Annotated in this window: 25 protein-coding genes; 18 read left to right on the forward strand and 7 right to left on the reverse strand. The window is 61.1% G+C overall.

The features are described from left to right. The first annotated feature begins 34 nt into the window (after positions 1-34). A complete protein-coding gene (locus ACQ7C1_RS14630) occupies positions 35-1,492 on the forward strand; it encodes an MFS transporter (protein WP_430958771.1) in 1,458 nt (485 codons plus the stop codon). Between the two features lie 20 nt (positions 1,493-1,512). Here the strand turns inward: ACQ7C1_RS14630 and ACQ7C1_RS14635 are convergent, their stop codons facing one another. Both ACQ7C1_RS14635 and ACQ7C1_RS14640 read right to left on the reverse strand, forming a co-directional pair. Further along, positions 1,513-2,052: a DUF1697 domain-containing protein gene (locus ACQ7C1_RS14635; RefSeq protein WP_430958772.1), complete on the reverse strand. Its 540-nt coding sequence runs from the start codon at positions 2,050-2,052 to the stop codon at positions 1,513-1,515. A gap of 249 nt (positions 2,053-2,301) precedes the next feature. Further along, complete coding sequence (locus tag ACQ7C1_RS14640) at positions 2,302-4,410, reverse strand: S9 family peptidase (protein ID WP_430958773.1); 2,109 nt, start codon at positions 4,408-4,410, stop codon at positions 2,302-2,304. A 243-nt stretch (positions 4,411-4,653) separates the two neighbouring features. On the opposite strand from ACQ7C1_RS14640, the gene ACQ7C1_RS14645 reads away from it, so the two are divergent. Next, the gene (locus ACQ7C1_RS14645; protein ID WP_085777460.1) at positions 4,654-5,043 is read left to right on the forward strand and encodes a DUF930 domain-containing protein; all 390 of its coding nucleotides are present in this window, start codon (positions 4,654-4,656) and stop codon (positions 5,041-5,043) included. Between the two features lie 98 nt (positions 5,044-5,141). Further along, on the forward strand, positions 5,142-5,939 hold the full coding sequence (locus ACQ7C1_RS14650) for a polysaccharide deacetylase family protein (RefSeq protein ID WP_430958774.1): 798 nt from the start codon (positions 5,142-5,144) through the stop codon (positions 5,937-5,939). Between the two features lie 54 nt (positions 5,940-5,993). Here the strand turns inward: ACQ7C1_RS14650 and ACQ7C1_RS14655 are convergent, their stop codons facing one another. Both ACQ7C1_RS14655 and ACQ7C1_RS14660 read right to left on the reverse strand, forming a co-directional pair. Next, on the reverse strand, positions 5,994-7,286 hold the full coding sequence (locus ACQ7C1_RS14655; protein ID WP_430958775.1) for an NAD(P)/FAD-dependent oxidoreductase: 1,293 nt from the start codon (positions 7,284-7,286) through the stop codon (positions 5,994-5,996). Between the two features lie 18 nt (positions 7,287-7,304). Continuing rightward, complete coding sequence (locus ACQ7C1_RS14660) at positions 7,305-8,471, reverse strand: AI-2E family transporter (RefSeq protein ID WP_430958815.1); 1,167 nt, start codon at positions 8,469-8,471, stop codon at positions 7,305-7,307. A gap of 215 nt (positions 8,472-8,686) precedes the next feature. Between ACQ7C1_RS14660 and ACQ7C1_RS14665 the strand changes: the two genes are divergently transcribed. Further along, positions 8,687-9,070 (forward strand): hypothetical protein, encoded by a 384-nt coding sequence (locus tag ACQ7C1_RS14665; protein ID WP_430958776.1) that lies wholly within the window; start codon positions 8,687-8,689, stop codon positions 9,068-9,070. Between the two features lie 11 nt (positions 9,071-9,081). Here ACQ7C1_RS14665 and ACQ7C1_RS14670 read toward each other — a convergent pair whose 3' ends face one another. Further along, positions 9,082-10,035, reverse strand: a complete 954-nt coding sequence (locus tag ACQ7C1_RS14670) for a VOC family protein (protein ID WP_430958777.1) — start codon at positions 10,033-10,035, stop codon at positions 9,082-9,084. Positions 10,036-10,221: 186 nt separating this feature from the next. Between ACQ7C1_RS14670 and ACQ7C1_RS14675 the strand changes: the two genes are divergently transcribed. The 4 genes from ACQ7C1_RS14675 (at position 10,222) to ACQ7C1_RS14690 (ending at position 12,939) form a co-directional block, all read left to right on the forward strand. Further along, positions 10,222-10,641, forward strand: a complete 420-nt coding sequence (locus ACQ7C1_RS14675; RefSeq protein ID WP_085777466.1) for a universal stress protein — start codon at positions 10,222-10,224, stop codon at positions 10,639-10,641. Positions 10,642-10,770: 129 nt separating this feature from the next. Next, positions 10,771-11,439 (forward strand): PAQR family membrane homeostasis protein TrhA, encoded by a 669-nt coding sequence (trhA, locus tag ACQ7C1_RS14680; RefSeq protein WP_097599851.1) that lies wholly within the window; start codon positions 10,771-10,773, stop codon positions 11,437-11,439. Positions 11,440-11,514: 75 nt separating this feature from the next. Further along, entirely contained in the window at positions 11,515-12,066 is a 552-nt protein-coding gene (locus ACQ7C1_RS14685) for a GNAT family N-acetyltransferase (RefSeq protein WP_430958778.1), read from the forward strand. A gap of 171 nt (positions 12,067-12,237) precedes the next feature. Continuing rightward, complete coding sequence (locus tag ACQ7C1_RS14690; protein WP_221113204.1) at positions 12,238-12,939, forward strand: pentapeptide repeat-containing protein; 702 nt, start codon at positions 12,238-12,240, stop codon at positions 12,937-12,939. A gap of 86 nt (positions 12,940-13,025) precedes the next feature. Here the strand turns inward: ACQ7C1_RS14690 and ACQ7C1_RS14695 are convergent, their stop codons facing one another. Then, positions 13,026-13,298, reverse strand: coding sequence for an usg protein (locus tag ACQ7C1_RS14695; RefSeq protein ID WP_430958779.1), 273 nt, complete (start codon positions 13,296-13,298; stop codon positions 13,026-13,028). 279 nt (positions 13,299-13,577) lie between these two features. On the opposite strand from ACQ7C1_RS14695, the gene groES reads away from it, so the two are divergent. From groES to ACQ7C1_RS14720, 5 genes are all read left to right on the forward strand, one after another. Further along, complete coding sequence (groES, locus tag ACQ7C1_RS14700; RefSeq protein WP_430958780.1) at positions 13,578-13,892, forward strand: co-chaperone GroES; 315 nt, start codon at positions 13,578-13,580, stop codon at positions 13,890-13,892. A gap of 51 nt (positions 13,893-13,943) precedes the next feature. Beyond that, positions 13,944-15,572, forward strand: coding sequence for a chaperonin GroEL (gene groL, locus ACQ7C1_RS14705; RefSeq protein ID WP_430958781.1), 1,629 nt, complete (start codon positions 13,944-13,946; stop codon positions 15,570-15,572). 90 nt (positions 15,573-15,662) lie between these two features. Then, entirely contained in the window at positions 15,663-16,085 is a 423-nt protein-coding gene (locus ACQ7C1_RS14710) for a hypothetical protein (protein WP_183703708.1), read from the forward strand. Positions 16,086-16,171: 86 nt separating this feature from the next. Then, entirely contained in the window at positions 16,172-17,266 is a 1,095-nt protein-coding gene (locus ACQ7C1_RS14715; RefSeq protein ID WP_430958782.1) for a glycosyltransferase family 4 protein, read from the forward strand. Between the two features lie 14 nt (positions 17,267-17,280). Beyond that, positions 17,281-19,491, forward strand: coding sequence for an amylo-alpha-1,6-glucosidase (locus ACQ7C1_RS14720; protein ID WP_183703713.1), 2,211 nt, complete (start codon positions 17,281-17,283; stop codon positions 19,489-19,491). Positions 19,492-19,529: 38 nt separating this feature from the next. Here the strand turns inward: ACQ7C1_RS14720 and ACQ7C1_RS14725 are convergent, their stop codons facing one another. Continuing rightward, positions 19,530-19,751, reverse strand: a complete 222-nt coding sequence (locus tag ACQ7C1_RS14725) for a hypothetical protein (protein WP_183703716.1) — start codon at positions 19,749-19,751, stop codon at positions 19,530-19,532. A gap of 214 nt (positions 19,752-19,965) precedes the next feature. Here ACQ7C1_RS14725 and ACQ7C1_RS14730 point away from each other — a divergent pair, with 214 nt between their 5' ends. The 5 genes from ACQ7C1_RS14730 (at position 19,966) to ACQ7C1_RS14750 (ending at position 22,587) form a co-directional block, all read left to right on the forward strand. Beyond that, on the forward strand, positions 19,966-20,445 hold the full coding sequence (locus ACQ7C1_RS14730; protein WP_183703719.1) for an Hsp20 family protein: 480 nt from the start codon (positions 19,966-19,968) through the stop codon (positions 20,443-20,445). Between the two features lie 88 nt (positions 20,446-20,533). Beyond that, a complete protein-coding gene (locus ACQ7C1_RS14735) occupies positions 20,534-21,043 on the forward strand; it encodes an Hsp20/alpha crystallin family protein (protein WP_183703722.1) in 510 nt (169 codons plus the stop codon). A gap of 66 nt (positions 21,044-21,109) precedes the next feature. Then, positions 21,110-21,853, forward strand: a complete 744-nt coding sequence (locus ACQ7C1_RS14740; protein WP_430958783.1) for an NADH dehydrogenase ubiquinone Fe-S protein 4 — start codon at positions 21,110-21,112, stop codon at positions 21,851-21,853. Between the two features lie 8 nt (positions 21,854-21,861). Then, entirely contained in the window at positions 21,862-22,191 is a 330-nt protein-coding gene (locus ACQ7C1_RS14745) for a DNA-directed RNA polymerase subunit omega (protein ID WP_430958784.1), read from the forward strand. Positions 22,192-22,221: 30 nt separating this feature from the next. Further along, entirely contained in the window at positions 22,222-22,587 is a 366-nt protein-coding gene (locus ACQ7C1_RS14750; RefSeq protein ID WP_097599839.1) for an SPW repeat protein, read from the forward strand. Positions 22,588-22,654 lie beyond the last annotated feature (67 nt).

A 22,654-nucleotide genomic window follows, 5' to 3' on the forward strand; every position in this document is an offset into this window, starting at 1 on the left:
TGCTCCGCCGCGCCACCGTGAGTGATTCCGGACGATGTCGGATCAGATTTGCCAGGCGCCGATGGTTCGGCGCGCCGCGCCCAATTTTCGGGTGATCGCGATGATCGTCGCAAGTGCGATGCTGATGGAAAATATCGACGCGACCGTGCTGGCGACCGCGCTGCCCACCATGGCGCGCGATTTCGCTGTGAGCGCGCCGGCCATGTCGATCTCACTGACCTCCTATCTCCTCAGCCTGGCGATCTTCATTCCGACGAGCGGCCGGATGGCCGACAGCTTCGGTTCGCGCACAGTGTTCAGGGCGGCGATCGCCGTCTTCGTCATCGGCTCCGTCCTCTGCGCGTTGGCCCCGACGCTGCCCTTCCTGGTGCTGGCGCGGCTGCTGCAGGGAATGGGTGGCGCCATGATGATGCCGGTCGGCCGTCTGGTGCTGATGCGCAGCGTCGCCCGCAAGGATATGGTCAGCGCCATGTCCTGGCTGCTGGTGCCGGCGTTGATCGGCCCGATCGTCGGTCCGCCGCTCGGCGGCTTCATCGTCACCTATCTCGACTGGCGCTGGATCTTCTACATCAACGTGCCGATCGGCATTATCGGCATGATCTTCGTCTCGATCTATATCGACGAGGTCAAGGGCAAGGCGGCCGGCCCCTTCGATACGATCGGCTTCATTCTCTCTGGCATTTCGCTCGGCTCGCTGCTCTTCGGCTTCGAAATGTCGAGCCATGAGGGCGAGGGCGCCTTTTCGATCTTCCTGATCTCCGTCGGCCTCATCTTCGGCATTGCCTATTTGAAGCATGCCCGCCGGCATCCCTCGCCGATCATGGATTTTTCGCTGATGAAGGTGCCGAGCTTCGGCACATCGGTCATCGCCGGTTCGCTGACCCGCATCACGCAAGGGGCCCAGCCCTTCCTGCTGCCGCTGCTGTTCCAGATCGGCTTCGGGCTGTCGGCCGCCGCAGCCGGCCAGATCGTTATCGCCACCGCGCTCGGCGCTCTCGCAATGAAGCCGATGGCGCGGTTCGTCTTCAGCCGGCTTGGTTTCCGCCGAAGTCTCGTTCTCAACGGCATCCTCGGCACGGCCGGTTATGCCCTCTGCGCCGCCTTTCGGCCGGACTGGCCGATGCCGCTCATCTTCGTCGTCCTGGTGCTCAGCGCCTTCTTCCTGTCCTTCCAGTTCACCGCCTACAACACCATTGCCTATGACGAGATCGAAAAGGAGCGGATGAGCTCGGCCACCAGCTTCTACACCACTTTCCAGCAGCTGATGCTGTCGCTCGGCATCTGCGTCGGGGCCTTGGCGCTGCACGGCTCGATGGCCTTCAACAATGTCGAAACGCCGTCGCTGGACGATTTCTCTACTGCCTTCATTGTCGTCACCCTCATCTCGATCACCGCGACCGTCTGGAATCTGCGTTTCTCGCCGACCGCTGGCGAGGAGATCAGCGGCTATAAGGCCAGAGGGATGAAGGTGCCTGGAGAAACAAAGGCTTGACGCGCGTCGCTTGAATCAAATTATGCGCGCTGCGCTCGGTCCTTGCCCTCCATGTCAGCGGCCAGTTCCGCAAGCTTGCGGACGGTGTTGAGATTGCGCGAGGTCCCGGGCTTCAGCGCCGGCAGCTTCAGCTTCGAGCGGCCGGATCCATTGGGATAATGCACATAGATCTCCCGGCCGGCGAGCTTCGCCTCCTCGCCATCGGGCGCAGACATTTTCTCCAGCGCATCAGCGGAGGCCTTTTCGGGCAGGAAGTAGACGAGCAGGAAATTCGGCTTGGCATCGGGAAAAGGGGCGTTGGCGACGATATCGTCAAGCTCTTTACGGCTGCGCACCATCACGCCTGGACGTTTGCCCATCTTGCGGCCGAGCGCTTCGTCGAGCCGCTCCTCCACCGTCTTTTCCGCCTCATCCGAGCGGAAAACCACATTGCCGCTCTGGATGTAGGTTTTCACGTCGGTAAAGCCGAGGCCTTCGCAGATCGCTTTGAGTTCGGTCATCGGCAAAGAGCCGGTGCCGCCGACATTGATGGCGCGGAGGAGGGCGATGTAGACGGGCATTTCTCTCTCCGTGGACGGCGTGCCGTGGGGCACCCCCCTCTGCCCTGCCGGGCATCTCCCCCACAAAGGGGGGAGATTGGCTGGGCTCGCTGGCTTCCTCAAACAACTAGTGTCGCATCCCGGCGAAACGATAGACGGGTGCGGAGGTTTGGCCACTTGTGATCTCCCCACCTGTGGGGGAGATGCCCGGCAGGGCAGAGGGGGGTGCCACGCGCACGCCTTACCCATTCAGCCCCACCACATCCAACCTCACATCTTCCCCGCCACCTTGATCGCAAACGCATACTCGAACGCGATCTCTTCCAGCCGCTGGAAGCGCCCCGACGCCCCGCCATGGCCGGCGTCCATATTGGTCTTCAGCAGGATCGGCGCCTCGCCCGTTGTCTTGTCGCGCAGTTTCGCCACCCACTTGGCCGGCTCCCAATAGGTGACGCGCGGATCGGTCAGGCCGCCTAGCGCCAGGATCGGCGGGTAGGCCTTTGCCTCGACATTGTCATAGGGCGAATAGGCGGCGATCTGCTCGTATTCTTCCTTGCTGTCGATCGGGTTGCCCCATTCCGGCCATTCCGGCGGGGTGAGCGGCAGCGTGTCATCAAGCATGGTGTTGAGCACGTCGACGAACGGAACGGCGGCGATGATGCCGGCGAACTTCTCCGGCGCCATGTTGGCGACGGCGCCCATCAGCATGCCGCCGGCCGATCCGCCTTCGGCGATGATCTTCGCGTAAGAGGTGAACTTCTGTTGATTCAGATAATCCGCCGCCGCGACGAAGTCCTTGAAGCTATTCGTCTTCTTGTCCATCTTGCCGTCTTCGTACCAGGCAAAGCCCTTGTCCTTGCCGCCACGGATATGGGCGATGGCATAGACGAAGCCGCGGTCGGCAAGCGACAGGCAATTGGTGTTGAAGCCGGCCGGAATGGTAATGCCGTAGGCGCCGTAGCCGTAAAGCAGGCAGGGCGCGCTGCCGTCGAGCGCCGTATCCTTGCGATAGAGTAGGGTAACCGGCACCGTCTCGCCGTCCCATGCCGGGGCGAAAACGCGGCGGGTGACATAGTCCTCAGGATCGTGGCCGGAGGGTACTTCCTGAGTCTTCAGCAATGTGCGCTCGCGCGTCACCATATTGTAGTCGTAAAGCTGCGACGGCGTCGTCATCGAGGAATAGGAGAAGCGGATGACGTCGGTATCGTATTCCGCCGCGCCCGAAAGCCCGAGCGAATAGGCCTCCTCGGCAAAGGCGATCGCATGTTCCTCGCCGGTCGCCCGGTCGCGGATCATGATCCGCGGCAGCCCGTCCTTGCGCTCCAGCCACAGAAGATGGCGGGCATAGGCCATGTGGCTGATGATGAGCGTGCCGGGCTTGTGAGCGACGACTTCGCGCCAGTTTTCCTTGCCCGGATTGTCCACCGGCGCTTCCATGATCTTGAAATCCTTGGCCCCGCCGTCATTGGTCAGGATGTAGAAGACATCCCCGCCCTCGGTCAGCGAATATTCGATGCCTTCCTCGCGCGCTGCCACCAGCTTCGGCTGGGCTGTCAGATCCTTGGTCGACAGCAGCCGGTATTCGCTGGTCTCGTGGTCGTGAATATCGATATAGATGAAGTCGTCGAGCAGCGAGCCGCCGACACCCATGAAGAAGCCGGCATCGGCTTCCTCATAGACCAGCCGGTCTTCAGATTGGGGCTGCCCGAGTATGTGGTGGAACACCTTCGAGGGCCGGTGGTTCTCGTCGAGAGCCGAATAGAAGAAGCTCTTGCCGTCGGGCGCCCAGACGCCGCCGCCGCCGGTATTCTCGATCCGGTCCTCGAGATCTTCACCGGTCGCGAGATCGCGCACTTTAAGGGTGAAGAATTCTGAGCCCTTGTCGTCATAGCCCCAAATGCCGCGGCTATGGTCGCTCGAATGGTCGAGGCCGGCGAGGCGGAAATAGGCTTTGCCGGCGGCTTCTTTGTCGCCGTCGAGCAGCACCGTACGGATCGTCTCGTCGGCAACGTCGCCGTCACGGGGAATACGGAAATAACGCGGCTGTTCGCCGCCGGTCACATAGAACGTGCCATAGGCATAGGCGCCGTCCTTCATCGGTACCGAGCTGTCGTCTTCCTTGATGCGGCCGCGCATTTCGGCAAACAGCGCCTTCTGCAGCGGTTTGGTATCCTCCATCGCCGCATTCATATAGGCGTTTTCGGCTTCCAGATGCCGACGGATCTCGGGGTCGAGGATCGACGGGTCCTTGAACATTGCCTGCCAGTTGTCGGCGCGCAGCCAGGCGTAATCGTCCGTGCGGGTAATGCCGTGGCGCGTATCGGAGACGGGCTTTTTCGGTGCGGCGGGCGGTGTCGGCAGGCTCTTGAAGACGGACAAGGAATTGGCTCCGGTGGGAATGTCGGGTTGGCAAGAGATAGAGGCGCGCAGCCGCCGGATCAAGCGCCAAGGGTGCAGGTGACCGTCCACAGTCGAGGAGACGGCATCGCCCGCCCTGCCTTGATGTCACCACAATATTTAAGGAGGTCCGCTATCACAGAGCGAATTTTGCACGCGCCCAGCCCCCGGCAAGCCGCCGGCGGCAGGATGAAGACTGTACAACAGTAAGGGATTTCCTCCGCAATGCCGAAACGTCTGCTCCTGTTTGTATCCCTGGCCGGCTTGGCTGCCCCCGCCTTTGCCGTCGACCCGGCAATCAAGAAGCAGCTGGAAAAACTCGATCCCTCCACCCGCCTGGAACAGAGCTGCGACACGGAAGCGATGAGCCGTATCAACAAGGACAGCACCGGCTTCAAGCCCGACAAGGTGATCGCCTATACCTTCAAGGACCCGATCGCCGGCGACAATTCGCTGCAGGCGCCGGGCGCGGTCTTCCGCAGCAAGGGCGACTGGTATCATCTTTCCTACAATTGCATCACCGGCCCGCAGCATATCAACGTGCGCCAGCTCGACTACCAGATCGGTGAGAAGGTGCCGCGTGAGAAGTGGGACAAGTACTATCTCTACGATTGATGCGGTCTCCCGCCGGCGGCTGCGGTGACATCCGGCCACATGGCGTCTGGCAAGGCGAGCGGCTAGAGTCGCGGCGCTCGAATCGTAAAGTCCATGACATGAACCGCATCCTGCTCACATCGGCCTTGCTTCTCGCCTCCGTCTCCGCTGCATTGGCGGACGAAATGCCGCCGCCAATCGCTTCGGCTCCGGCCCGAATTGGTCCGTCCAAGGCGCCGGCGGTCAAGCTCGTCGAGCCGCATCTGCATATTGCCCGTTCCAACATACCGGGCCATGCCCGCGTCGCGCTCACTTTCGACGCCTGCATGGGGCAGGCGGACGAGCGCATCCTTTCAACCCTCGTGCGCGAGCGCATTCCGGCAACGATCTTCGTTACCGCCCGCTGGCTGAAGCGCAACCCGCAAGCCCTTGCCGTCTTCCTGCAAAATCCGGATCTCTTCGAGCTCGAAAACCACGGCGAGAACCATATTCCGGCCGTCGACGCGCCGACGCTCGTCTATGGCATCGCCTCGGCCGGCTCGCCGCGGGCGGTGAAGCAGGAAGTCGAAGGCGGCGCCGCCGCGATGGTCGCGGCCGGCATTCCCGCACCGCACTGGTTCCGCGGCTCCACGGCCAAATACGATCTTTCCGCCATCGGCGAGATTCGCGCCATGGGCTATCGCATCGCCGGCTACTCGGTGAACGGCGACGGTGGTTCGCTGCTCGGCGCTGTTATCACCGAAAAGCGCATTGCCTCCGCCAAGGACGGCGATGTCGTCATCTCCCACATCAATCAGCCCACCCATGCGGCGGGGGAGGGTGTGGCGAAGGCACTGGTCGATCTCAAGATGAAGGGCACGGCGTTCGTTCGTCTTGAGGATGTCGAGGATATGGGCGACGACAAGACGACGGAGTAGGGCTGCGGTTGAAGATGTGCCGTGTGGCGCGGCACAATAGCCAAAGCGAAGCCTCTACCGCAACGCATCTCCAGCCGCCAACCTGTCCTCGCCAAACCGCCGTATCCCCGGTCCTTCTCGGTCGAGCGCAAAGTCCTCGAACCAGTCGCGGTAGATCCCCGCAATCATCGCCCCGATCATCTGGGCGGCGAGATAGGAGAAGGTGATGCCGTTGCCGCCATAACCGTGGGCGGCGAAGACATGCGGCATCCCGGGCGCCGGGCCGATCAGCGGCAGGCCGTCGGCCGTCTCGCCGAAGGTTCCGCCCCAGGCATGGGCGATGCGGGTATCCGCTCTCGGCCATAACCGCTTCATCTTCTCCTGGACAGCGCTGATCTTGGCCGGCAGCTTTCGATCCCGCGCCGCGGCATCTGTCGTACCGTCGTCCTCGCCGCCGGCGACGATGCGATTGTCCGCGGTCGTGCGCATGTAGAGATAGGGATGGTTGTCCTCCCAGAGCAAGGCCCGGTCGCGCCAGAATGTGGCGGGATCCTGCGGCACGGTGGCGAAGGCCCAGCTCGAACTTGTGCGGTGCAGCTTCGGCATGTCGAAGCCCGGCATCGAATAGCCGGTCGCCAGCACGACATGCCGCGCTTCGATGACATAGGTGCCGTCCGTCTCCGCCGTGACGCAATCGCCTTCGCTGTGCAGCGCGGTCACGGAAGCGCTGACCAGTTGCGCGCCGCGCCGGATCGCCATTGCGATCAGCGCCCAGGTGAGCAGCAGCGGATCGGCCTCCGCCGAACCCGGCGAATAGATTGCGCCATCGCGATCGAATTCGAATTGGGTAAAGAGATCAGGATGTTCGAGATAGACGCCGGGCAGCCCCGCCCGCCGGCGAAGCTGGCGCTCTTCCCTGAGGTCGCGGGCGCCTTCCTGATTGCAGGCGAGATAAAGCGTGTTGCGCGGCCGGAAGCCGCAGGCGATTCCATTCGCTGCGATCAGCTTGGAGAGACCGGCGACGGCAGCGGCGCTGCGGCGATAGATTCCGGCCGCTCGTTCGAAGCCGTAATAGGCCTCGAGTTCCGTGAGCGTGCTGTCGATTTCCCATTGCAGCATCGCGGTGCTGGCGGCAGTGCTGCCGAAGCCTGGCTCTTCCCGGTCGATGATAACAACGGAAAAGCCGCGCGCTGTCAGATGATCTGCGATCAGCGCGCCGGTGATGCCGCCGCCGATCACCGCAACATCGGTCGAAAAGCTCTGGGCCAGCGGCCTCCATTGCGGACGTATGGCATTCTTCCCCCAGAGCGAACGGCCGCTGACCATCTGGTCATGATCGGATTCGTCGAGATCGAGATCGGCCGCCACTTATGTCTCCTCGCTTTATCACTTCGGCAATTGCGGCTGCTGTTTTTCCTCGATCAGCAGTTCCTCGATGATAGTCATGACGATCAGCGACAGCGGCAGCGCCAGCATTGCGCCGACGGCACCCCACATCCAGGTCCAGAACAGGATGGCGAGGAAGACGATAAAGGGATTGATTTCCAGCCGCCGCCCCATCACCGCCGGGAAGATCAGGTTCTCCATGACGAGATGCACGGTGAAGAAGGCTGCCGCCGGCACCAGGCCGACGATGAAGCCGTCATAGGTAATGATCCCGGCGATGGCGACGGAGAGCGTCATCAGCGTGATGCCGAGATAGGGAATAAAGCTCGACAGGAAGGCGAAGAAGCCCCAGAGCACCGGCGCCGACAAGCCGCTCGCATAGGCGATGATGGTCATGACGACGCCAAGCCCGATGTAGATCAGCGAAGCGGTGGCGAAATAGAAGCCGAGCACCTGCTCGACGCCATTGATGACGCGGATCGCCGCCAGTCGTTGTGGGCGGGTGCGGAAGGTCATGATGATCGTCTTGCGCAGATTGACCCGGCTGGCAAGAAAGAGCAGCAGCGCGGCGAAGAAGATCAGTCCCTGTACCAGCGCCGGCGTCAGGCTTGTTGTCACCACATGCAGCACATTTCCGGTGTTTTCGAGCAGCGCGCCGATCGACATCGGCCCGCTTTCGAACGTCGCCGGCGTGATGTGCAGCCATTCGATGCGCTCCAGATAGGGCATGATGCGGCTTATCATCCGTTCGACGAAAGCCGGGGCTTCGTTGGCAAGGGTCGCCAGCGGATCAGCAAGCGAACTGACCAGCAGGACGATGACCAAAGCCACGCCGCTTGACAGAAGGAACGCGTTGGCAAGCCTTGGCACGCCCATTTTGCTGAGATTTTCAGCGGCGAGGCCGAGAATCATGCCGACGACGACGGCAAGGGTGACCGGAATGAGGATCAGCGACATCGTGTAGACGGCGGCAAGGCCGAGGATGGCGAAAATGCCGATGATCGCCCAGGCCATGCTGATGTCGAGCCCGTCCTTCTCGAGCCGGTGCACCGGCGGGACGGGAAGTTCCTCCGCTGCCTCCTGCAACGACTTGGCCCAGGCACTGGGTTGGCGTTCGCCGATGGCGATCTTCTTTGCGTGTTTGCGGATGCCGTTGGCGATGCCCATGCGGTGAGGTCCCTGAAGCCCCATTGCTTCGCCACAAAAACGCGCCGATGCGGTTCCGGTTCCGCCGGTCCATGGCGCCGTCGTTAAAGACATCGGTCAGCCTGCGGGCAAGGGCGCCGAAGCATTCATCCTTTCATCGGCTCGCGCGCCGATTTGATCCTGCCGCCGGAACAACCTCGCGGTTGCTGGCGTTCGACCTCGGAAGGAGAGTGCTCATGATTGCAGATCCCGATCAGACGAAAACCACCGAGACCTATTCGACCGATCCCCCCTATGCGGACGAGGCGAGGCTGAAAGCCGCGGATCAGCGGCGCTGGTGGGTTTGGACCGTTCTTGTGGCGGGCGCGGCAGTTCTGATCATTGCCGGCGTAAGCGTTGCGATCTGGCCGGACCCCGGCAACAATGATCCGACGGCGACGGCTTCGACCAAGCCGGATGCGATCAATACGCAGCCCTCCGGTCCCGGCGCCTTCAACAACGACCCGGCCTCCGGCCCTGCACGGCCGCCCGAAGCGACAGACCGGTCGCCAACGCCGAGCGGAAACGGCGGCGGGCCGACGCAGGTGACGACGCCATCAGGAACCGAGAAGGTTCAATAGGATCGTGAGGCTCAGGCCGACAGCGTCAGGCCGATGCCCCAGGGATCTTTGAGGAAGACGCCGCCATCGCGTTTCTCGCTCTTAATCTCCAGCGCCTCGAGCCTCGAGACCGCCGCGTCGAGTGCTTCCCTGTCGTTGAAACGAATCCGGTAGTCCGAAAGCCCGGTCATATTGTCGGCGCGGGCGGTGGCGCCCTGGCTGTTCCAGATGTTGGCGGCGAGATGGTGGTGATAGCCGCCGGTGGCAAAGAAGCTCGCGCCGGGATAACGGGCCATCAGCTTGAGGCCGAGCACGTCCCGGTAGAAGGCATCAGCCTGCGGGATATCGCCGACCTGCAGGTGCAGATGGCCGATTGCAGTTCCCTCAGCCATGCCGCCCCAGCGATCCTCCGGTGCGCTGTCATAGAGGGCCTGCAGGTCTAGCCGCCGCGTCGCCATTTCGACCATGCCATCCTCAAGGAATTTCCATTGCTCGTGTGGCCGATCGGCATAAATTTCGATGCCGTTGCCCTCGGGATCGGAAAGGTAGATCGCCTCGCTGACGAGATGGTCCGAGGCGCCGTCGAGCACAACGTTGTTTTGGGCGGCGTGGCGCAGCCAGCGCGCCAGTTCGGTGCGGTCGGGCATCAGGAAGGCTGTGTGGAAAAGACCGGCGGCATTCCGTGGCGCGACTGCCGCGTCCTTTGCCGTGGTCAGCGTCAGCAGCGGATGGCTCCCGACACCCAGCACTTCGCCGCTCGTCGTCTTCTCGATGACCTTCAGGCCGAGCATCGACTGATAGAAGCCGGAAACGAGGCCGAGGTCGGTGACGACGAGATGCGACTGGTCGATATAGGCAGGCCGCGTCAGCGCATAGGATGTTTCTGTCGTCATCAATGGGTCTCCTGCCTCTGCAGTTGAAGGTGTACCGGCGGTGGCGGCAACCATGCCGCCCGTGGCAAATCCGAGGAAGTCTCGCCGGTTCATGCGCCTGGTCTCTTCGGTTGCCGTACTTGATCTCTATATGGCCTATCCCGATTGTTCACAGAAGGCTTGTTTTTGAGGATGAAGCGTTGAGCAGATGTTGACGATGACCTTCACCGGCTTGATCGGAGTGAATGCGCCCATATCTTCATCTGAGCAAGCTTATGCATCTCAGTCATGGAGGGAGCCATGTACAGGAAAATCATCGTGGCGATCGCGCTCGGCAGCCTCGACAGGGGAGAGAACATTCTCCGCAAGGCCGCCTCGCTGCTCGACGCGGGCGGCCAGATTGTCGCGCTCAACGTCGTCGAGGATGTGCCGACCTATGTCGCGATCGAGCTGCCGGCCAACATGCTCGAGGACGCCATGAAGGATGGTCGCGACAAGCTGGAGGCGCTGGTCGCCGCAACCGGGGTCACGGCGACGATCGACATCCGCAACGGTCCGCCGGCCAAAGCCATCATCGCAGCCGCCGAAAGCCACGGCGCCGACCTCATCATCCTCGCCTCGCATATTCCGGACTTTTCCAACTACTTTATCGGCGCCACGGCCGACCGTGTCGTGCGGCACGCCAAGTGCTCCGTGCTGGTCGAGCGGCAGAAGATCTGAATCTGCGCCGCCGTCGAGGTCGCCTGTGTGGTCTGTCACGAAGATTTACCACGCGCACGATGCGCCGCTGTTGCGCCCCCGCCCGTTCGGTGCGACCATCGCAATCGGGTACGAAACGGGTTGGCGTGCATGGCCGAGTTCAACGGTATTCGCTGGGCTTACGACAGATATGAGCTGATCGCCGACGGCATCGTCCATGGCGTCGGTCTTGTGCTGGCGCTGATCGGCGCCACCGCTCTGATCTTCTACGCCACGGTCTGGAGCTCCCACGGCGCGCTCGCCGCCGCCTGGATCTATGGCGTCGGACTGGTGCTGACGCTTGCCATCTCCTTTTCCTACAATCTCTGGCCAGTCTCGCGCACCAAATGGTTCCTGCGCCGCTTCGATCATTCGGCGATCTTCATCCTGATCGCCGCCACCTATACGCCCTTTCTCGAACGCGGCGCCGACGATCCGCTGCTCTTCTTCATGCTGATGGCGATATGGCTGTTCGCAGCTGTCGGCATCGTCCTGAAATGCGTGTTTCCAGGGCGCTATGACCGCCTCGCCATCCTGCTTTACCTGGCCATGGGTTGGAGCGGCGTGCTGGTGGCGGGGCCTGTCGCCGCGCGCATTCCCTCCGCTTCGATGCTGTTGATCGTTATCGGCGGCGTTATCTACTCGCTCGGCGTCATCTTCCATGTCTGGGAGAAACTACGTTTCCAGAACGCCATCTGGCACGGTTTCGTCGTCATCGCCGCGGCTGTGCATTATTCAGCCGTCTTCACCTGTTTCAGCCTGCCGATGCCAGCCTTCTGAGCTGCGGCCTGCCGAGCGCGTCCCGCGAGCCTTTCTCTGGCGTGTCAGCCGTTTACATCTTTTGATCAGCAGCGTATGCCAACCCTCGCAGTCAATCCGAACCGAGCGCCCATGACAGACGCCGTCCTTCTCCGCGACGCCACCGAAGCCGATCTTCCTGCCATCCGGGATATCTACAATCATGCCGTCGAGCACACGACGGCGATCTGGAACGAAACGCTCGTCGATCTCGAGAACCGACGGGAATGGCTTAGCGCGCGCAAGGGCCGCGGCTTTCCGGTCATTGTCGCCGAGATGTCGGGCAAGGTCGCGGGCTACGCCTCCTATGGCGACTGGCGCGCCTTCGAAGGCTATCGCCACACCGTCGAACATTCCGTCTATGTCGACAAGGATCATCGCGGCGCCGGCATCGGCGAGGCCCTGATGCGCGAATTGATCGCGCGTGCGGCGGCCGCCAATATCCATGTGATGATCGCCGGCATCGAGGCTGATAACACAGCCTCTATCCGGCTGCACGAAAAGCTCGGCTTCCGCATTGCCGGCAGATTTTCCGAGGTCGGCACCAAGTTCGGCCGCTGGCTGGACCTCACCTGCATGGAGCTTCGCCTGCCCGGCGAGGCCGATTGAGCTGCCTGCCCAAGGCCGACGGAGGGACGAGCGCTCGCTGGACGGAGTGAACCGGCAAATCATTGCCGGAGCGGTCACCATCTTTTTATTGTATTCTGAGCTGTGTAGAAAAGAGAGGCCGCCTGCTTCGCGAGAGGCGGCGTGATAAGCGTCATGGAGATCAACAATTCAATGGTAATGCATAGATCGCCGCTCGGCCTCCTTGCCTTCCTTCTTCTCGCCGCTGCTCCGATTTCCTCGCGTGCTGCCGATTGCGGCAGCACGGCCTCGCCGAAGCTCGACTGGCAGGAATGCACGAAGAAGAACCTGATGCTGCAGGGCAGCGATCTCCAAGGCGCCAATCTCTTCAGCACCGATTTCTCGCTGACCGATCTCAGCGGTTCGAATTTCAAATCCGCCAATCTGGAAAAGGCGAGCTTGGTGCGCGCCTCGCTTGAGGGGTCACATGCCGAAGGGGCCAACTTCGCCAAGATCGAGGCCTATCGCGCCAGCTTCGCCAATATTGTCGCGGACGCCGCGTCCTTTGCCGGGGCCGAGCTGCAGCGCGCCAATTTCGCGGGAGCCCGGCTTTCCGGCGCGAGCTTTGAAAAGGCCGAACTCGGCCGCGCCGATTTCGATAAGGCGGTACTGACGGGGGTGAAATTCTCCTTCGCCAATCTCTCCCGCGCCGATCTCTCCAGCGCCGTCTTCGAAGGCCCTGCGACGTTCGAGCGCGCCTTCATGTTCCTGACCCGCATCGAAGGCCTTGACCTCTCGGCTGCCGCCGGCCTCGAGCAGGCGCAGATCGATCTGGCCTGCGGCGATGCCTCGACCAAATTGCCGGCAGGCCTTTCTGCGCCTTCAAATTGGCCATGCCCTGCCGAGCACGAGTGAACTCGGGCTTTTGCATAGATTCCGTGCAGGTTGACGAAAAGCTATGGCAGCAATGCCTTGCCGACGTGGATTGTGTCCGGTTCGAACTAGTGCAGCCTTAACTCGCCAGTGACCCGACGCCATTCATTCGGTCCGATCAGCCGCTGATGGCTATAGCGGACGGAATGCAGCGGTCCGTCAAGGTTGGACTGCCAGAAATCGAGGAACTTGTGCATTTCCGGAAAGCCCGGGGCGAGGTCGTAATCCTGCCAGACATAAGTCTGCAGGACGGATTCGAAATCAGGAAGGCGGTAGAGGATGTGGGCAGTGGTAAGGCCGTAACCGCTGAGCTGGCGCTCTAGATCTGATGAAAATTGCATGCTTCATCTCCGTTTCACGACAACGAGAAGGTGGCGCATATCTTGACGTCCATCAACGGGATTCTCAACGCAACGGCGGCTTTTGTTGTTCCTTCTCAGGGTGTTAGCAGCCACTTCGGGTGAGTGCTAATTTTTTCTCTGCGCCCTCTTGAAATCGAAAAACCGCAAAACCAGATCAATGCGCGCAAAACGCTCGACAGAGGTTTGCACCCGCCCGGACTGGTCATCCGGTCCGGCCAGGGGAACAACATCGTTATTGTTTGTCCATTGGAGGAAAACATGTCGTTCCGACCGCTTCATGACCGCATTCTCGTCCGCCGCGTCGATTCCGAAGAAAAGACCAAGGGCGGCATCATCATTCCCGACACCGCCAAGGAAAAGCCGCAGGAAGGCGAGGTCATCGCCGTCGGTCCTGGTGCGCGCAACGATGCCGGCCAGATCCAGGCGCTCGACGTCAAGGTCGGCGATCGCATCCTGTTCGGCAAATGGTCCGGCACGGAGATCAAGATCGACGGCGAGGACCTGCTGATCATGAAGGAAAGCGACGTCATGGGTGTTATCGAAGCCCAGGCGGCCCAAAAGATCGCCGCTTGAGGCGTTCGCCCCGCGTTAGTCAAAAAAGCTGCCTATTGAAGGAGTTAAAGAATGGCTGCGAAAGAAGTGAAATTCCATAGCGATGCCCGTGAACGCATGCTGCGTGGGGTCGATGTGCTGGCCAATGCCGTGAAGGTCACGCTTGGCCCGAAAGGCCGCAACGTCGTGATCGACAAATCCTTTGGCGCGCCGCGCATCACCAAGGACGGCGTCTCGGTCGCCAAGGAAATCGAGCTCGAAGACAAGTTCGAGAACATGGGTGCGCAGATGCTGCGCGAAGTGGCGTCGAAGACGAACGACCTCGCCGGCGACGGCACCACGACCGCGACGGTGCTCGCCCAAGCGATCGTCAAGGAGGGTGCCAAGGCGGTCGCCTCCGGCATGAACCCGATGGACCTGAAGCGCGGCATCGACCTCGCCGTCGATGCTATCGTGGCGGAACTGAAGACCAACGCCCGCAAGATCTCCAACAATTCCGAAATTGCCCAGGTCGGCACGATCTCCGCCAATGGCGATGCCGAGATTGGCCGTTACCTTGCCGAAGCGATGGAAAAGGTCGGCAACGAGGGTGTGATCACCGTCGAGGAAGCCAAGACTGCCGAAACCGAACTCGAAGTCGTCGAAGGCATGCAGTTCGACCGCGGTTATCTCAGCCCCTACTTCGTCACCAATCAGGACAAGATGAGGGTCGAACTGGAGGATCCCTATATCCTAATTCATGAGAAGAAGCTGTCGAACCTGCAGTCGATGCTGCCGGTTCTCGAAGCCGTCGTTCAGTCGGGCAAGCCGCTCCTCATCATCGCTGAAGACGTCGAAGGCGAAGCGCTCGCAACGCTCGTCGTCAACAAGCTGCGCGGCGGCCTGAAGATAGCCGCCGTCAAGGCGCCCGGCTTCGGCGACCGCCGCAAGGCCATGCTGGAAGACATCGCCATCCTGACCGGCGGCACCGTCATCTCCGAAGATCTCGGCATCAAGCTCGAGAATGTGACGCTCAACATGCTCGGCCGGGCAAAGAAGGTGGCCATCGAAAAGGAAAACACCACCATCATCGACGGTGCCGGTTCGAAGGCGGAGCTCGACGGTCGTACCGCTCAGATCCGCGCGCAGATCGAGGAAACCACCTCCGACTATGACCGCGAGAAGCTGCAGGAACGCCTCGCCAAGCTCGCCGGCGGTGTTGCCGTCATCCGCGTGGGCGGCTCGACTGAGGTCGAGGTGAAGGAGAAAAAGGATCGCGTCGACGACGCGCTGCATGCAACAAGGGCAGCGGTCGAGGAGGGCATTCTGCCGGGCGGCGGCGTGGCGCTGCTGCGCGCAGTCAAGGCGCTCGGCAATATCAAGACTGCCAATGACGACCAGCGGGTCGGCGTCGACATCGTCCGCCGTGCGCTCGAGGCCCCGGCTCGACAGATTGCCGAAAACGCCGGCGCCGAAGGCTCCATCATCGTCGGCAAGCTGCGCGAGAAGAGCGACTTCTCCTATGGCTGGAATGCTCAGACCGGCGAATTCGGCGATCTCTACGCGCAGGGCGTCATCGATCCGGCAAAGGTCGTTCGCACCGCGCTGCAGGATGCATCCTCCATCGCCGGCCTGCTGGTGACGACGGAAGCGATGATCGCTGAGAAGCCGAAGAAGGATGCTCCTCCGGCTATGCCCGCCGGCGCCGGCATGGACTTCTAACAGCGACCACTCGGCCCGCTCTGCCATCGGGGCGGGCCGCACGCTCTCGAATGAACCAAGTTCCATCGGTCAACATCAATGGAGCGAGCTATGAGAAAGGAAAGCATCAGCAATTCCATGCAGCAGAGCGCCATGGCTGCCATCAGTGCGGCACATCTGCTTCATCCAGCGAAACATTTCAGTCACCCGCGTGACGTGCTTACCGCCGCCGACATCGGCAACGACGAGAAGCGGGCCATTCTCGCTTCATGGGCATCCGATATCTTCGCGATCGAATCCGTACCAGCCCTTCGCCTTTACCCCGGGACCGAAAAAGCTGTATCCTACGACGAGATCCTCGAAGCGCTGAAGGCTTTGGACAAAGGCGATCGACCATCCGGGAAACAAGATACGTCCGCTCCCTTGAGTGCCCACAGGACGCGTCGTCGAAGACCGTCGGTACGCCGGCTTCCCGGCCTTGGCTTGTGCAGCTACTGGAAAGGAGGACGGCGCCGACCGCTACTTGAAACCTGACCCTCCGTCCGGCCTGCCGTGTGCCTCTAAAGGACGCGGGCATGATGTTGCCGACGACTGTTTGCTCAACTGAGGAGGTTTTGCCGATGAAGATCGCTCAGATTGCGCCGCTCGCCGAGAGCGTTCCGCCAAAGCTCTATGGGGGAACGGAGCGGATCGTTTCCTACCTTACCGAAGAACTCGTGGCACAGGGGCATGAGGTCACGCTTTTTGCCAGCGGCGATTCCGTCACCCGGGCGACGCTCGTGTCATGTGCGGACGTCGCCTTGCGGCTGAACCCTGCGGTCAAGGAACATTTGCCGCATCAGGTCTTGATGCTGGAGGAGATCCGTCAGCGGGCGCATGAGTTCGACGTGCTGCATTTCCACATCGACCTGCTGCATTTCCCGCTGATCCGCGATTTCGCCGACCGCACTGTCACCACACTGCACGGCCGGCTCGACCTGCCGGATCTCAAGCCGTTCTACGCGGCGTTCCCGGATATTCCGATGGTGTCGATCTCCAACGACCAGCGCCGTCCGATGCCGCCGGTCGACTGGCGCGGAACGGTCTATCATGGACTGCCGGCTGATCTGCTTCCCTTCACGCAAAACCCTGGAGGCAATTACCTGGCTTTTCTTGGTCGGATCTCTCCGGAAAAGCGCCCCGATCGCGCGATCCAGATCGCTGCAAAGGTCGGAATGCAGCTGAAGATCGCCGCCAAGATCGATAATGCCGACAAGGCCTATTGGGAAACCGTCATCGAGCCGATGATAAAGAGCCATCCGCATGTTGAATTCATCGGCGAGATCGATGAACGTGAGAAAGCTGCCTTCCTTGGAAATGCAGGCGCTCTGCTCTTCCCGATCGACTGGCCGGAGCCCTTCGGGCTGGTGATGATCGAAGCCATGGCCTGCGGCACGCCGGTCATCGCTTTCGGCTGTGGTTCGGTTCCCGAGGTCATTGACAATGGCATCTCGGGCATCCTGGTCGACAGCGTCACCGAGGCGGCCGAAAACGTCGAATGGGCGCTGCGCCTCGATCGGCACAAGGTACGGGCCGCGTTTGAAAAGCGCTTCACTGCAAAACGAATGGCGTGCGACTATCTCGACATCTATCGCAACCTGCCGGGCGTTCGCATCAAAGCCGCGCCGATCCGCCGGTCGCGTAGTCAAGCGCCCGACCTGCAGGCTGTTGCCTGAGGCAAGGAGGAGGCATGTCGAACGTGTCTGCGGACAGCAACCCCGCCAAGGCATCGTCAGGCCTGACGGCGCCGGTCGCTCAGTTCTTCATTCCGGCCGCCGCATCGCTGCAGGAGCGCCGGCCGCGTACCTTGAAGCACGGCGATACTTTTGCCGTCTTCGATCATAATGGCGATGCTCTTTCCGGTCCCGGCAGTCCGGAAGGCCTTTTTCACCGGGACACCCGTCATCTCTCGCATCTTTACCTGACGATCAACGAACAGCGGCCCATGCTTCTGTCGTCGACGCTGCGGGATGACAATGCCACCCTGACCTGTGATCTTACTAATCCTGATCAGTTCGATGACAAGGGAAGGCTGGTTCTAGGCCATGACGTGATTCATCTGCGCAGATCACGCTTTCTCTGGAATGCCTGTTGTTATGAACGGCTGGCCGTGAGGAATTATGACGAGCGGCGGCAACATGTTCGCATTCAGATCTCTTTCGGGGCCGATTTCGCCGATCTTTTTGAAGTCCGCGGCACCGCAAGGGCAAGGCGAGGGCACCATCTTCCCGCCGTCGTGGAACAGGATTGGATCCTGCTTTCCTATATTGGCCTGGACGATCGCAAGCGGTCGACGCGCCTTTCCTTCATGCCTGAACCGGCCGAGATTCGTAGCGATCTCGTCACTTACGACCTCCATCTGGAGCCGCACGAGACCAAATCGCTCTTTATCCAGATCGGCTGCGACCATACCTCCGCCGATCGACTGAGCCGCCTTTCCTTCTTTCTTACCTTGCGGGATGCCCGCCGTGCGTTGCGCGCCTCCTCCTCGCGCGCAGCGTCGGTCACAACTTCCAACGAGATCTTCAACGAAGTCGCGCGGCGCAGCGCCTCTGACCTCTACATGCTGATCACCGACAAGCCGGAAGGCCCCTATCCTTATGCCGGCATTCCCTGGTTCAGCACCGTTTTCGGCCGCGATGCCCTGATCACGGCGCTTGAGACACTTTGGCTCGATCCGGAGATCGCCCGCGGGGTTCTGGGTCATCTTGCTGCCAATCAGGCGACGAACGTCGATCCTGCTTCAGACGCCGAGCCTGGCAAGATCCTGCACGAAGTGCGTTGCGGCGAAATGGCCGAACTCGGCGAGGTTCCTTTCCGGCGTTACTATGGCAGCATCGACTCGACGCCGCTCTTCGTGATGCTGGCCGGCGACTATCTCAAACGAACTGGTGACCTTGCGACCATCGACCGTCTCCTGCCGAATCTCGAAGCGGCGCTGACATGGATCGACGAACATGGGGATCGCGATGGCGACGGCTTCGTCGAATACGGGCGGCTGACGGAAGAAGGTCTGATCAATCAGGCGTGGAAGGATAGCCACGACTCGGTCTTCCATGCCGATGGCACATTGGCCCGGGGCCCAATCGCGATCGCCGAAGTCCAAGCCTATGTCTACGGCGCTTGGCAAAGTGCTGCCGAAATCTTCCGGTGGAGGGGCAAGCCGGAGCGCGCGGCGAGCTTTCTCGCGCGCGCGGAGGGACTGCGCCACGCCTTCGACATGAGCTTCTTCGATGAGGAACTCGGCACCTATGTGTTGGCTCTCGACGGGGATAAACGGCCTTGCCGGGTCCGATCCTCCAATGCCGGCCATGCTCTGTTCACCGGTATTGCTTATCCTGAACGGGTCGCACAGGTGACCCGCACCCTTATGAATGCTTCCTCCTTCTGTGGCTGGGGCATCCGGACCATTCCCTCGACCGAAGCACGTTACAATCCTATGAGCTACCACAATGGCTCGATCTGGCCACATGACAATGCCATGATCGCCAGTGGTCTTGCCCGCTATGGCTATCGCGCCGAAGCCGCGCGAATCTTCGAGGGGCTGTTTGCCGCTGCGACCTATATCGACCTGCGGCGGCTTCCCGAACTCCTCTGCGGCCTGCCACGTCAACGCGCACGCGGTCCTACCTCTTATCCGGTTGCCTGCTCGCCGCAAGCATGGGCGGCAGCAGCCCCTTTGTCGCTGCTGCAATCCTGCCTTGGCCTCGACTTCGATCCGAATAATTTGCAGATCAGCTTCAGCGTGCCGCGGCTTCCTTCGTTTCTCGACGAGGTAATCTTGCGGCGTCTGCTGATCGGCAATTGCTCGGCTGACGTGGCCATCCGTCGGTCTCGACACCAGGTCGTGGTCGATGTCATCAATCGACAGGGCGATGTCAGCGTGCTCACCACGGCCTGATGAAGGACGGTGCAGGGAAGGCGGGTCAACCGCCTTTTCTAATCGGGTTCCTCTTCGTCCGACCTCAGCAGGTCAACAAGCGCAGCAACCCTGCCGGTCGGTAGATGCCGCCCTTCACCCACCAGGGCCTCGTCGTTGTTGGCCCATGCAAACGCCTCGGCAAGCTCGGCTTGGGTTGCACCTGTTGCGATGATCTCGGCCACAAGCGTTTTGTCGGCGGGCCCAAGGACGGCGATGACGTCGTGTGAAGTCATTGTCATAACAATTGCTCCTCGCTCAAGCTCCAGAACATATGGTGGCGTCTTCAAAAAGATCAATTTTTCTCGTCGAGAAATTCGATCCCCTTGAAACTGTAAGACACTGAATTATATTAGTATTGTTGATCGCCCAATAGGGATCGACAGAAAGCCCAGGAGACGCCGGTCGCTCTTGGCGTCTCCTTGTGTCCATGTTGCTTGCAAGGAGGATATGGCTATGAGGACAAACCTCGATTTCTCTCCCCTGTTCCGGTCGAGCATCGGCTTTGAGCGAATGTTGAACGCGCTTGAGGCTGCAGGCCGCGCCGAGACAATCGACAACTGGCCGCCCTACGATATCGTCAAGACCGGCGAGAACGACTACCGCATTGCCATGGCAGTGGCGGGCTTCTCGCAGGACGAGCTGGCAATCACCCAAGAGCAGAACATGCTGATGGTATCAGGGCAGAAGGCAGACAGCGAAGATGCTCAATATCTGCATCGCGGCATTGCCGGACGCTCGTTCCAGCGTCGGTTCGAACTGGCCGATCATGTCAAGGTTGTCGACGCCGGTCTGGTCAACGGTCTGCTGACCATCGATCTCAAGCACGAAATTCCCGAAGAGATGAAGCCGCGCCAGATCGAGATCAAGGCCGACGGGGTGCTGCCCAAGGCCGAGACAAAGCAGATCGAAGGTGAGAAACAGGTGGCGGCCTAAGCGTTCCAATAGCAGGGAGCAGACGTGGCGCCAGACGTCGTCTGGCGCCCACCGGAATGCCGAAGAACCACCAGAAAGGAGTAAAGCCATGAGTGTTCGTGATTTGATTCCCTGGGGCCGCAACAACGGCAATCAGATGCCGAGTCTCCTTCGCGACGACGACCGCGATCCTTTCCTGTCGCTTCACCGCGAGGTCAACCGGCTGTTCGATGACGTTTTTCGCGGCTTTGGCCCCGGCCTGCCGTCACATCGCGGCGCCGGCGGCTTCGGTGCAGGCTGGCCGAGTGTCGAGATTTCGGACACTGAGAAGCAAATCAAGGTTACGGCCGAAGTACCCGGTCTTGAAGAAAAGGACATCGAGGTCTTTCTCAATGACGGCGTGCTCACGCTGAAGGGTGAGAAGCGTTCGGAAACGGAAGACAAGGAGAAGCAGTTTTCGGAGCGCTACTACGGCCGCTTCGAACGACGCATCCCGCTCGGCACCGAGGTCAAGGAAGACCAGGTCGACGCCACCTTCAAGAACGGCGTTCTGACTGTCACTTTGCCAAAGACCGAAAAGGCGCAGTCACAGGTCAAGCGCATCGCCATCAGAAGCTGACGAGCGCGGCGGCCGGCCCCCGGGCCGGCCGCCGCTCATCCTTCGCCGATAGGGAGGGATAGAACCATGGAGACCGCAAGAGACACACATCGGAAAACCCCAATATCTGACACTATCTGCGCGTCGAACGATAACGAACGGAGCAAACTTTCGTTCGGACAATCACTGTTTCCCGAAAATGCCGTTGCCCGTATCTTCAAACCGTGCCGCTCCGTTGCGACGTCGGGCAAAGCGCGAACGAAGGGCTGGCGGCTCGTCTTCGAGCGCAGCAGCGCCCCATTCATCGAGCCTTTGATGGGTTACACGGGTGATCGCGATATGCTGACGCAGGTGGAACTCGAATTTCCCACGCTGCGATCCGCCATCCGGTACGCCGAGCGTCACGGTCTGACTTATGTCGTGCAACGGCCTGCTGCTGCTACGGCAAAGCGTATGACCGGCCGCCGAACCGAAAGAATGTCGCATGCTTTCGCTGACGCGACACTGGACCGGCTTGGCCTTGCCCCGCTGAGCGAGAGCTACGGGCAGGCCATGGACGGTGCGACAAGTCGAGGAGATTCTTCCGGTCCGGCGACGTGGTCGTCGCCGATGGACATCGTTGTTGATCCCTCGCTTTCGCTGCAAGCGAAGCGCTCGATCCTTATGAATTGGGCTTGGACGGAATATCTTCTCGACCAGGCAACAAACGAAGGCATGCCGGAGAACGACCGGTCGTCGCGTCTCCATGAGGTCGAGCAGGCGCTGCTTGCCCTCGAGCGAAATGTCGAGAGCGCGCAAACACATCCTGTGGTCAATCGGGAAGCTGCATGAGGTGGGTCATGGATCCGCATATCGTTTTCGATTGCCAGAACATTCTTCCGAACAGGTTCGCTTTGTCGCTCGCGGCAGCAGCCCGCACCCGCGCACTAAGGCGGGGTGCCGAACCAAGGCTTGATCCGCGGTGCGCAAGCGCGAGCGAGATGGCATTGCAGGAGATTGCTTGCGGTGCGTTCGCCGACGACGAGATGGCGCCATTTCTGTTCGCATCGCAAGCGGGCGCATGCTTTTTGCCACCACCTGCACCCACGAAAATCGAGCTTCGCGGCGACGGCCTTTCAAGCACTGCCGCCGCACCCGTCGCCTCATCGCATGAGGCGGTCGATCGATGATGTCAAACAACAGATGAGGAGAAATGAACGATGCTGAAGTCCCTGAATTCGAACAACCGGACGGCTCTCGATATCGTCAATATCGTTGCCGGTCTTGCTCTTCTGATCTCACCATGGCTGCTCGGCTTCGCAGCCGAGAGCGGCGCCGCATGGAATGCCTGGATCGTCGGCGCTGCCATCGCCCTGATCGCCGCAGCGGCTCTCTACGCCTTCTATGAGGTGGAGGAATGGGTCAATCTTGTCCTGGGCGTATGGGCCGTCGTCGCACCGTGGGTGCTGGGCTTTGCGGCCGTGACAGCGGCGATGTGGGTGCATCTGATTGTGGGTGTTGTGGTCGCCGTAGTGGCCGCCGGCAGCATCTGGTTCAGCCATAACCATCCGCTGTCAACCGTATAAGCGGCTCAGAACGGGTCCGGCCGCCGGGCCCGTTCTTCCGAATTCAAGTTTCAAACGAGGAGAGTCG

It is taken from the genome of Rhizobium sp. Nf11,1 (genome assembly GCF_050587665.1).
In the GTDB taxonomy this organism is placed as follows: Bacteria; Pseudomonadota; Alphaproteobacteria; order Rhizobiales; family Rhizobiaceae; genus Rhizobium.

What these genes read in the sequence shown, in the direction of transcription:
- ACQ7C1_RS14630 (WP_430958771.1), top strand. Translation starts at nt 35, where the DNA reads ATGTCGGATCAGATTTGCCAGGCGCCGATGGTTCGGCGCGCCGCGCCC.
- ACQ7C1_RS14635 (WP_430958772.1), bottom strand. Translation starts at nt 2,052, where the DNA reads ATGCCCGTCTACATCGCCCTCCTCCGCGCCATCAATGTCGGCGGCACC.
- ACQ7C1_RS14645 (WP_085777460.1), top strand. Translation starts at nt 4,654, where the DNA reads ATGCCGAAACGTCTGCTCCTGTTTGTATCCCTGGCCGGCTTGGCTGCC.
- ACQ7C1_RS14650 (WP_430958774.1), top strand. Translation starts at nt 5,142, where the DNA reads ATGAACCGCATCCTGCTCACATCGGCCTTGCTTCTCGCCTCCGTCTCC.
- ACQ7C1_RS14660 (WP_430958815.1), bottom strand. Translation starts at nt 8,471, where the DNA reads ATGGGCATCGCCAACGGCATCCGCAAACACGCAAAGAAGATCGCCATC.
- ACQ7C1_RS14665 (WP_430958776.1), top strand. Translation starts at nt 8,687, where the DNA reads ATGATTGCAGATCCCGATCAGACGAAAACCACCGAGACCTATTCGACC.
- ACQ7C1_RS14670 (WP_430958777.1), bottom strand. Translation starts at nt 10,035, where the DNA reads ATGAACCGGCGAGACTTCCTCGGATTTGCCACGGGCGGCATGGTTGCC.
- ACQ7C1_RS14675 (WP_085777466.1), top strand. Translation starts at nt 10,222, where the DNA reads ATGTACAGGAAAATCATCGTGGCGATCGCGCTCGGCAGCCTCGACAGG.
- trhA (WP_097599851.1), top strand. Translation starts at nt 10,771, where the DNA reads ATGGCCGAGTTCAACGGTATTCGCTGGGCTTACGACAGATATGAGCTG.
- ACQ7C1_RS14685 (WP_430958778.1), top strand. Translation starts at nt 11,515, where the DNA reads ATGCCAACCCTCGCAGTCAATCCGAACCGAGCGCCCATGACAGACGCC.
- ACQ7C1_RS14690 (WP_221113204.1), top strand. Translation starts at nt 12,238, where the DNA reads ATGGTAATGCATAGATCGCCGCTCGGCCTCCTTGCCTTCCTTCTTCTC.
- ACQ7C1_RS14695 (WP_430958779.1), bottom strand. Translation starts at nt 13,298, where the DNA reads ATGCAATTTTCATCAGATCTAGAGCGCCAGCTCAGCGGTTACGGCCTT.
- groES (WP_430958780.1), top strand. Translation starts at nt 13,578, where the DNA reads ATGTCGTTCCGACCGCTTCATGACCGCATTCTCGTCCGCCGCGTCGAT.
- groL (WP_430958781.1), top strand. Translation starts at nt 13,944, where the DNA reads ATGGCTGCGAAAGAAGTGAAATTCCATAGCGATGCCCGTGAACGCATG.
- ACQ7C1_RS14710 (WP_183703708.1), top strand. Translation starts at nt 15,663, where the DNA reads ATGAGAAAGGAAAGCATCAGCAATTCCATGCAGCAGAGCGCCATGGCT.
- ACQ7C1_RS14715 (WP_430958782.1), top strand. Translation starts at nt 16,172, where the DNA reads ATGAAGATCGCTCAGATTGCGCCGCTCGCCGAGAGCGTTCCGCCAAAG.
- ACQ7C1_RS14720 (WP_183703713.1), top strand. Translation starts at nt 17,281, where the DNA reads ATGTCGAACGTGTCTGCGGACAGCAACCCCGCCAAGGCATCGTCAGGC.
- ACQ7C1_RS14725 (WP_183703716.1), bottom strand. Translation starts at nt 19,751, where the DNA reads ATGACAATGACTTCACACGACGTCATCGCCGTCCTTGGGCCCGCCGAC.
- ACQ7C1_RS14730 (WP_183703719.1), top strand. Translation starts at nt 19,966, where the DNA reads ATGAGGACAAACCTCGATTTCTCTCCCCTGTTCCGGTCGAGCATCGGC.
- ACQ7C1_RS14735 (WP_183703722.1), top strand. Translation starts at nt 20,534, where the DNA reads ATGAGTGTTCGTGATTTGATTCCCTGGGGCCGCAACAACGGCAATCAG.
- ACQ7C1_RS14740 (WP_430958783.1), top strand. Translation starts at nt 21,110, where the DNA reads ATGGAGACCGCAAGAGACACACATCGGAAAACCCCAATATCTGACACT.
- ACQ7C1_RS14745 (WP_430958784.1), top strand. Translation starts at nt 21,862, where the DNA reads ATGGATCCGCATATCGTTTTCGATTGCCAGAACATTCTTCCGAACAGG.
- ACQ7C1_RS14750 (WP_097599839.1), top strand. Translation starts at nt 22,222, where the DNA reads ATGCTGAAGTCCCTGAATTCGAACAACCGGACGGCTCTCGATATCGTC.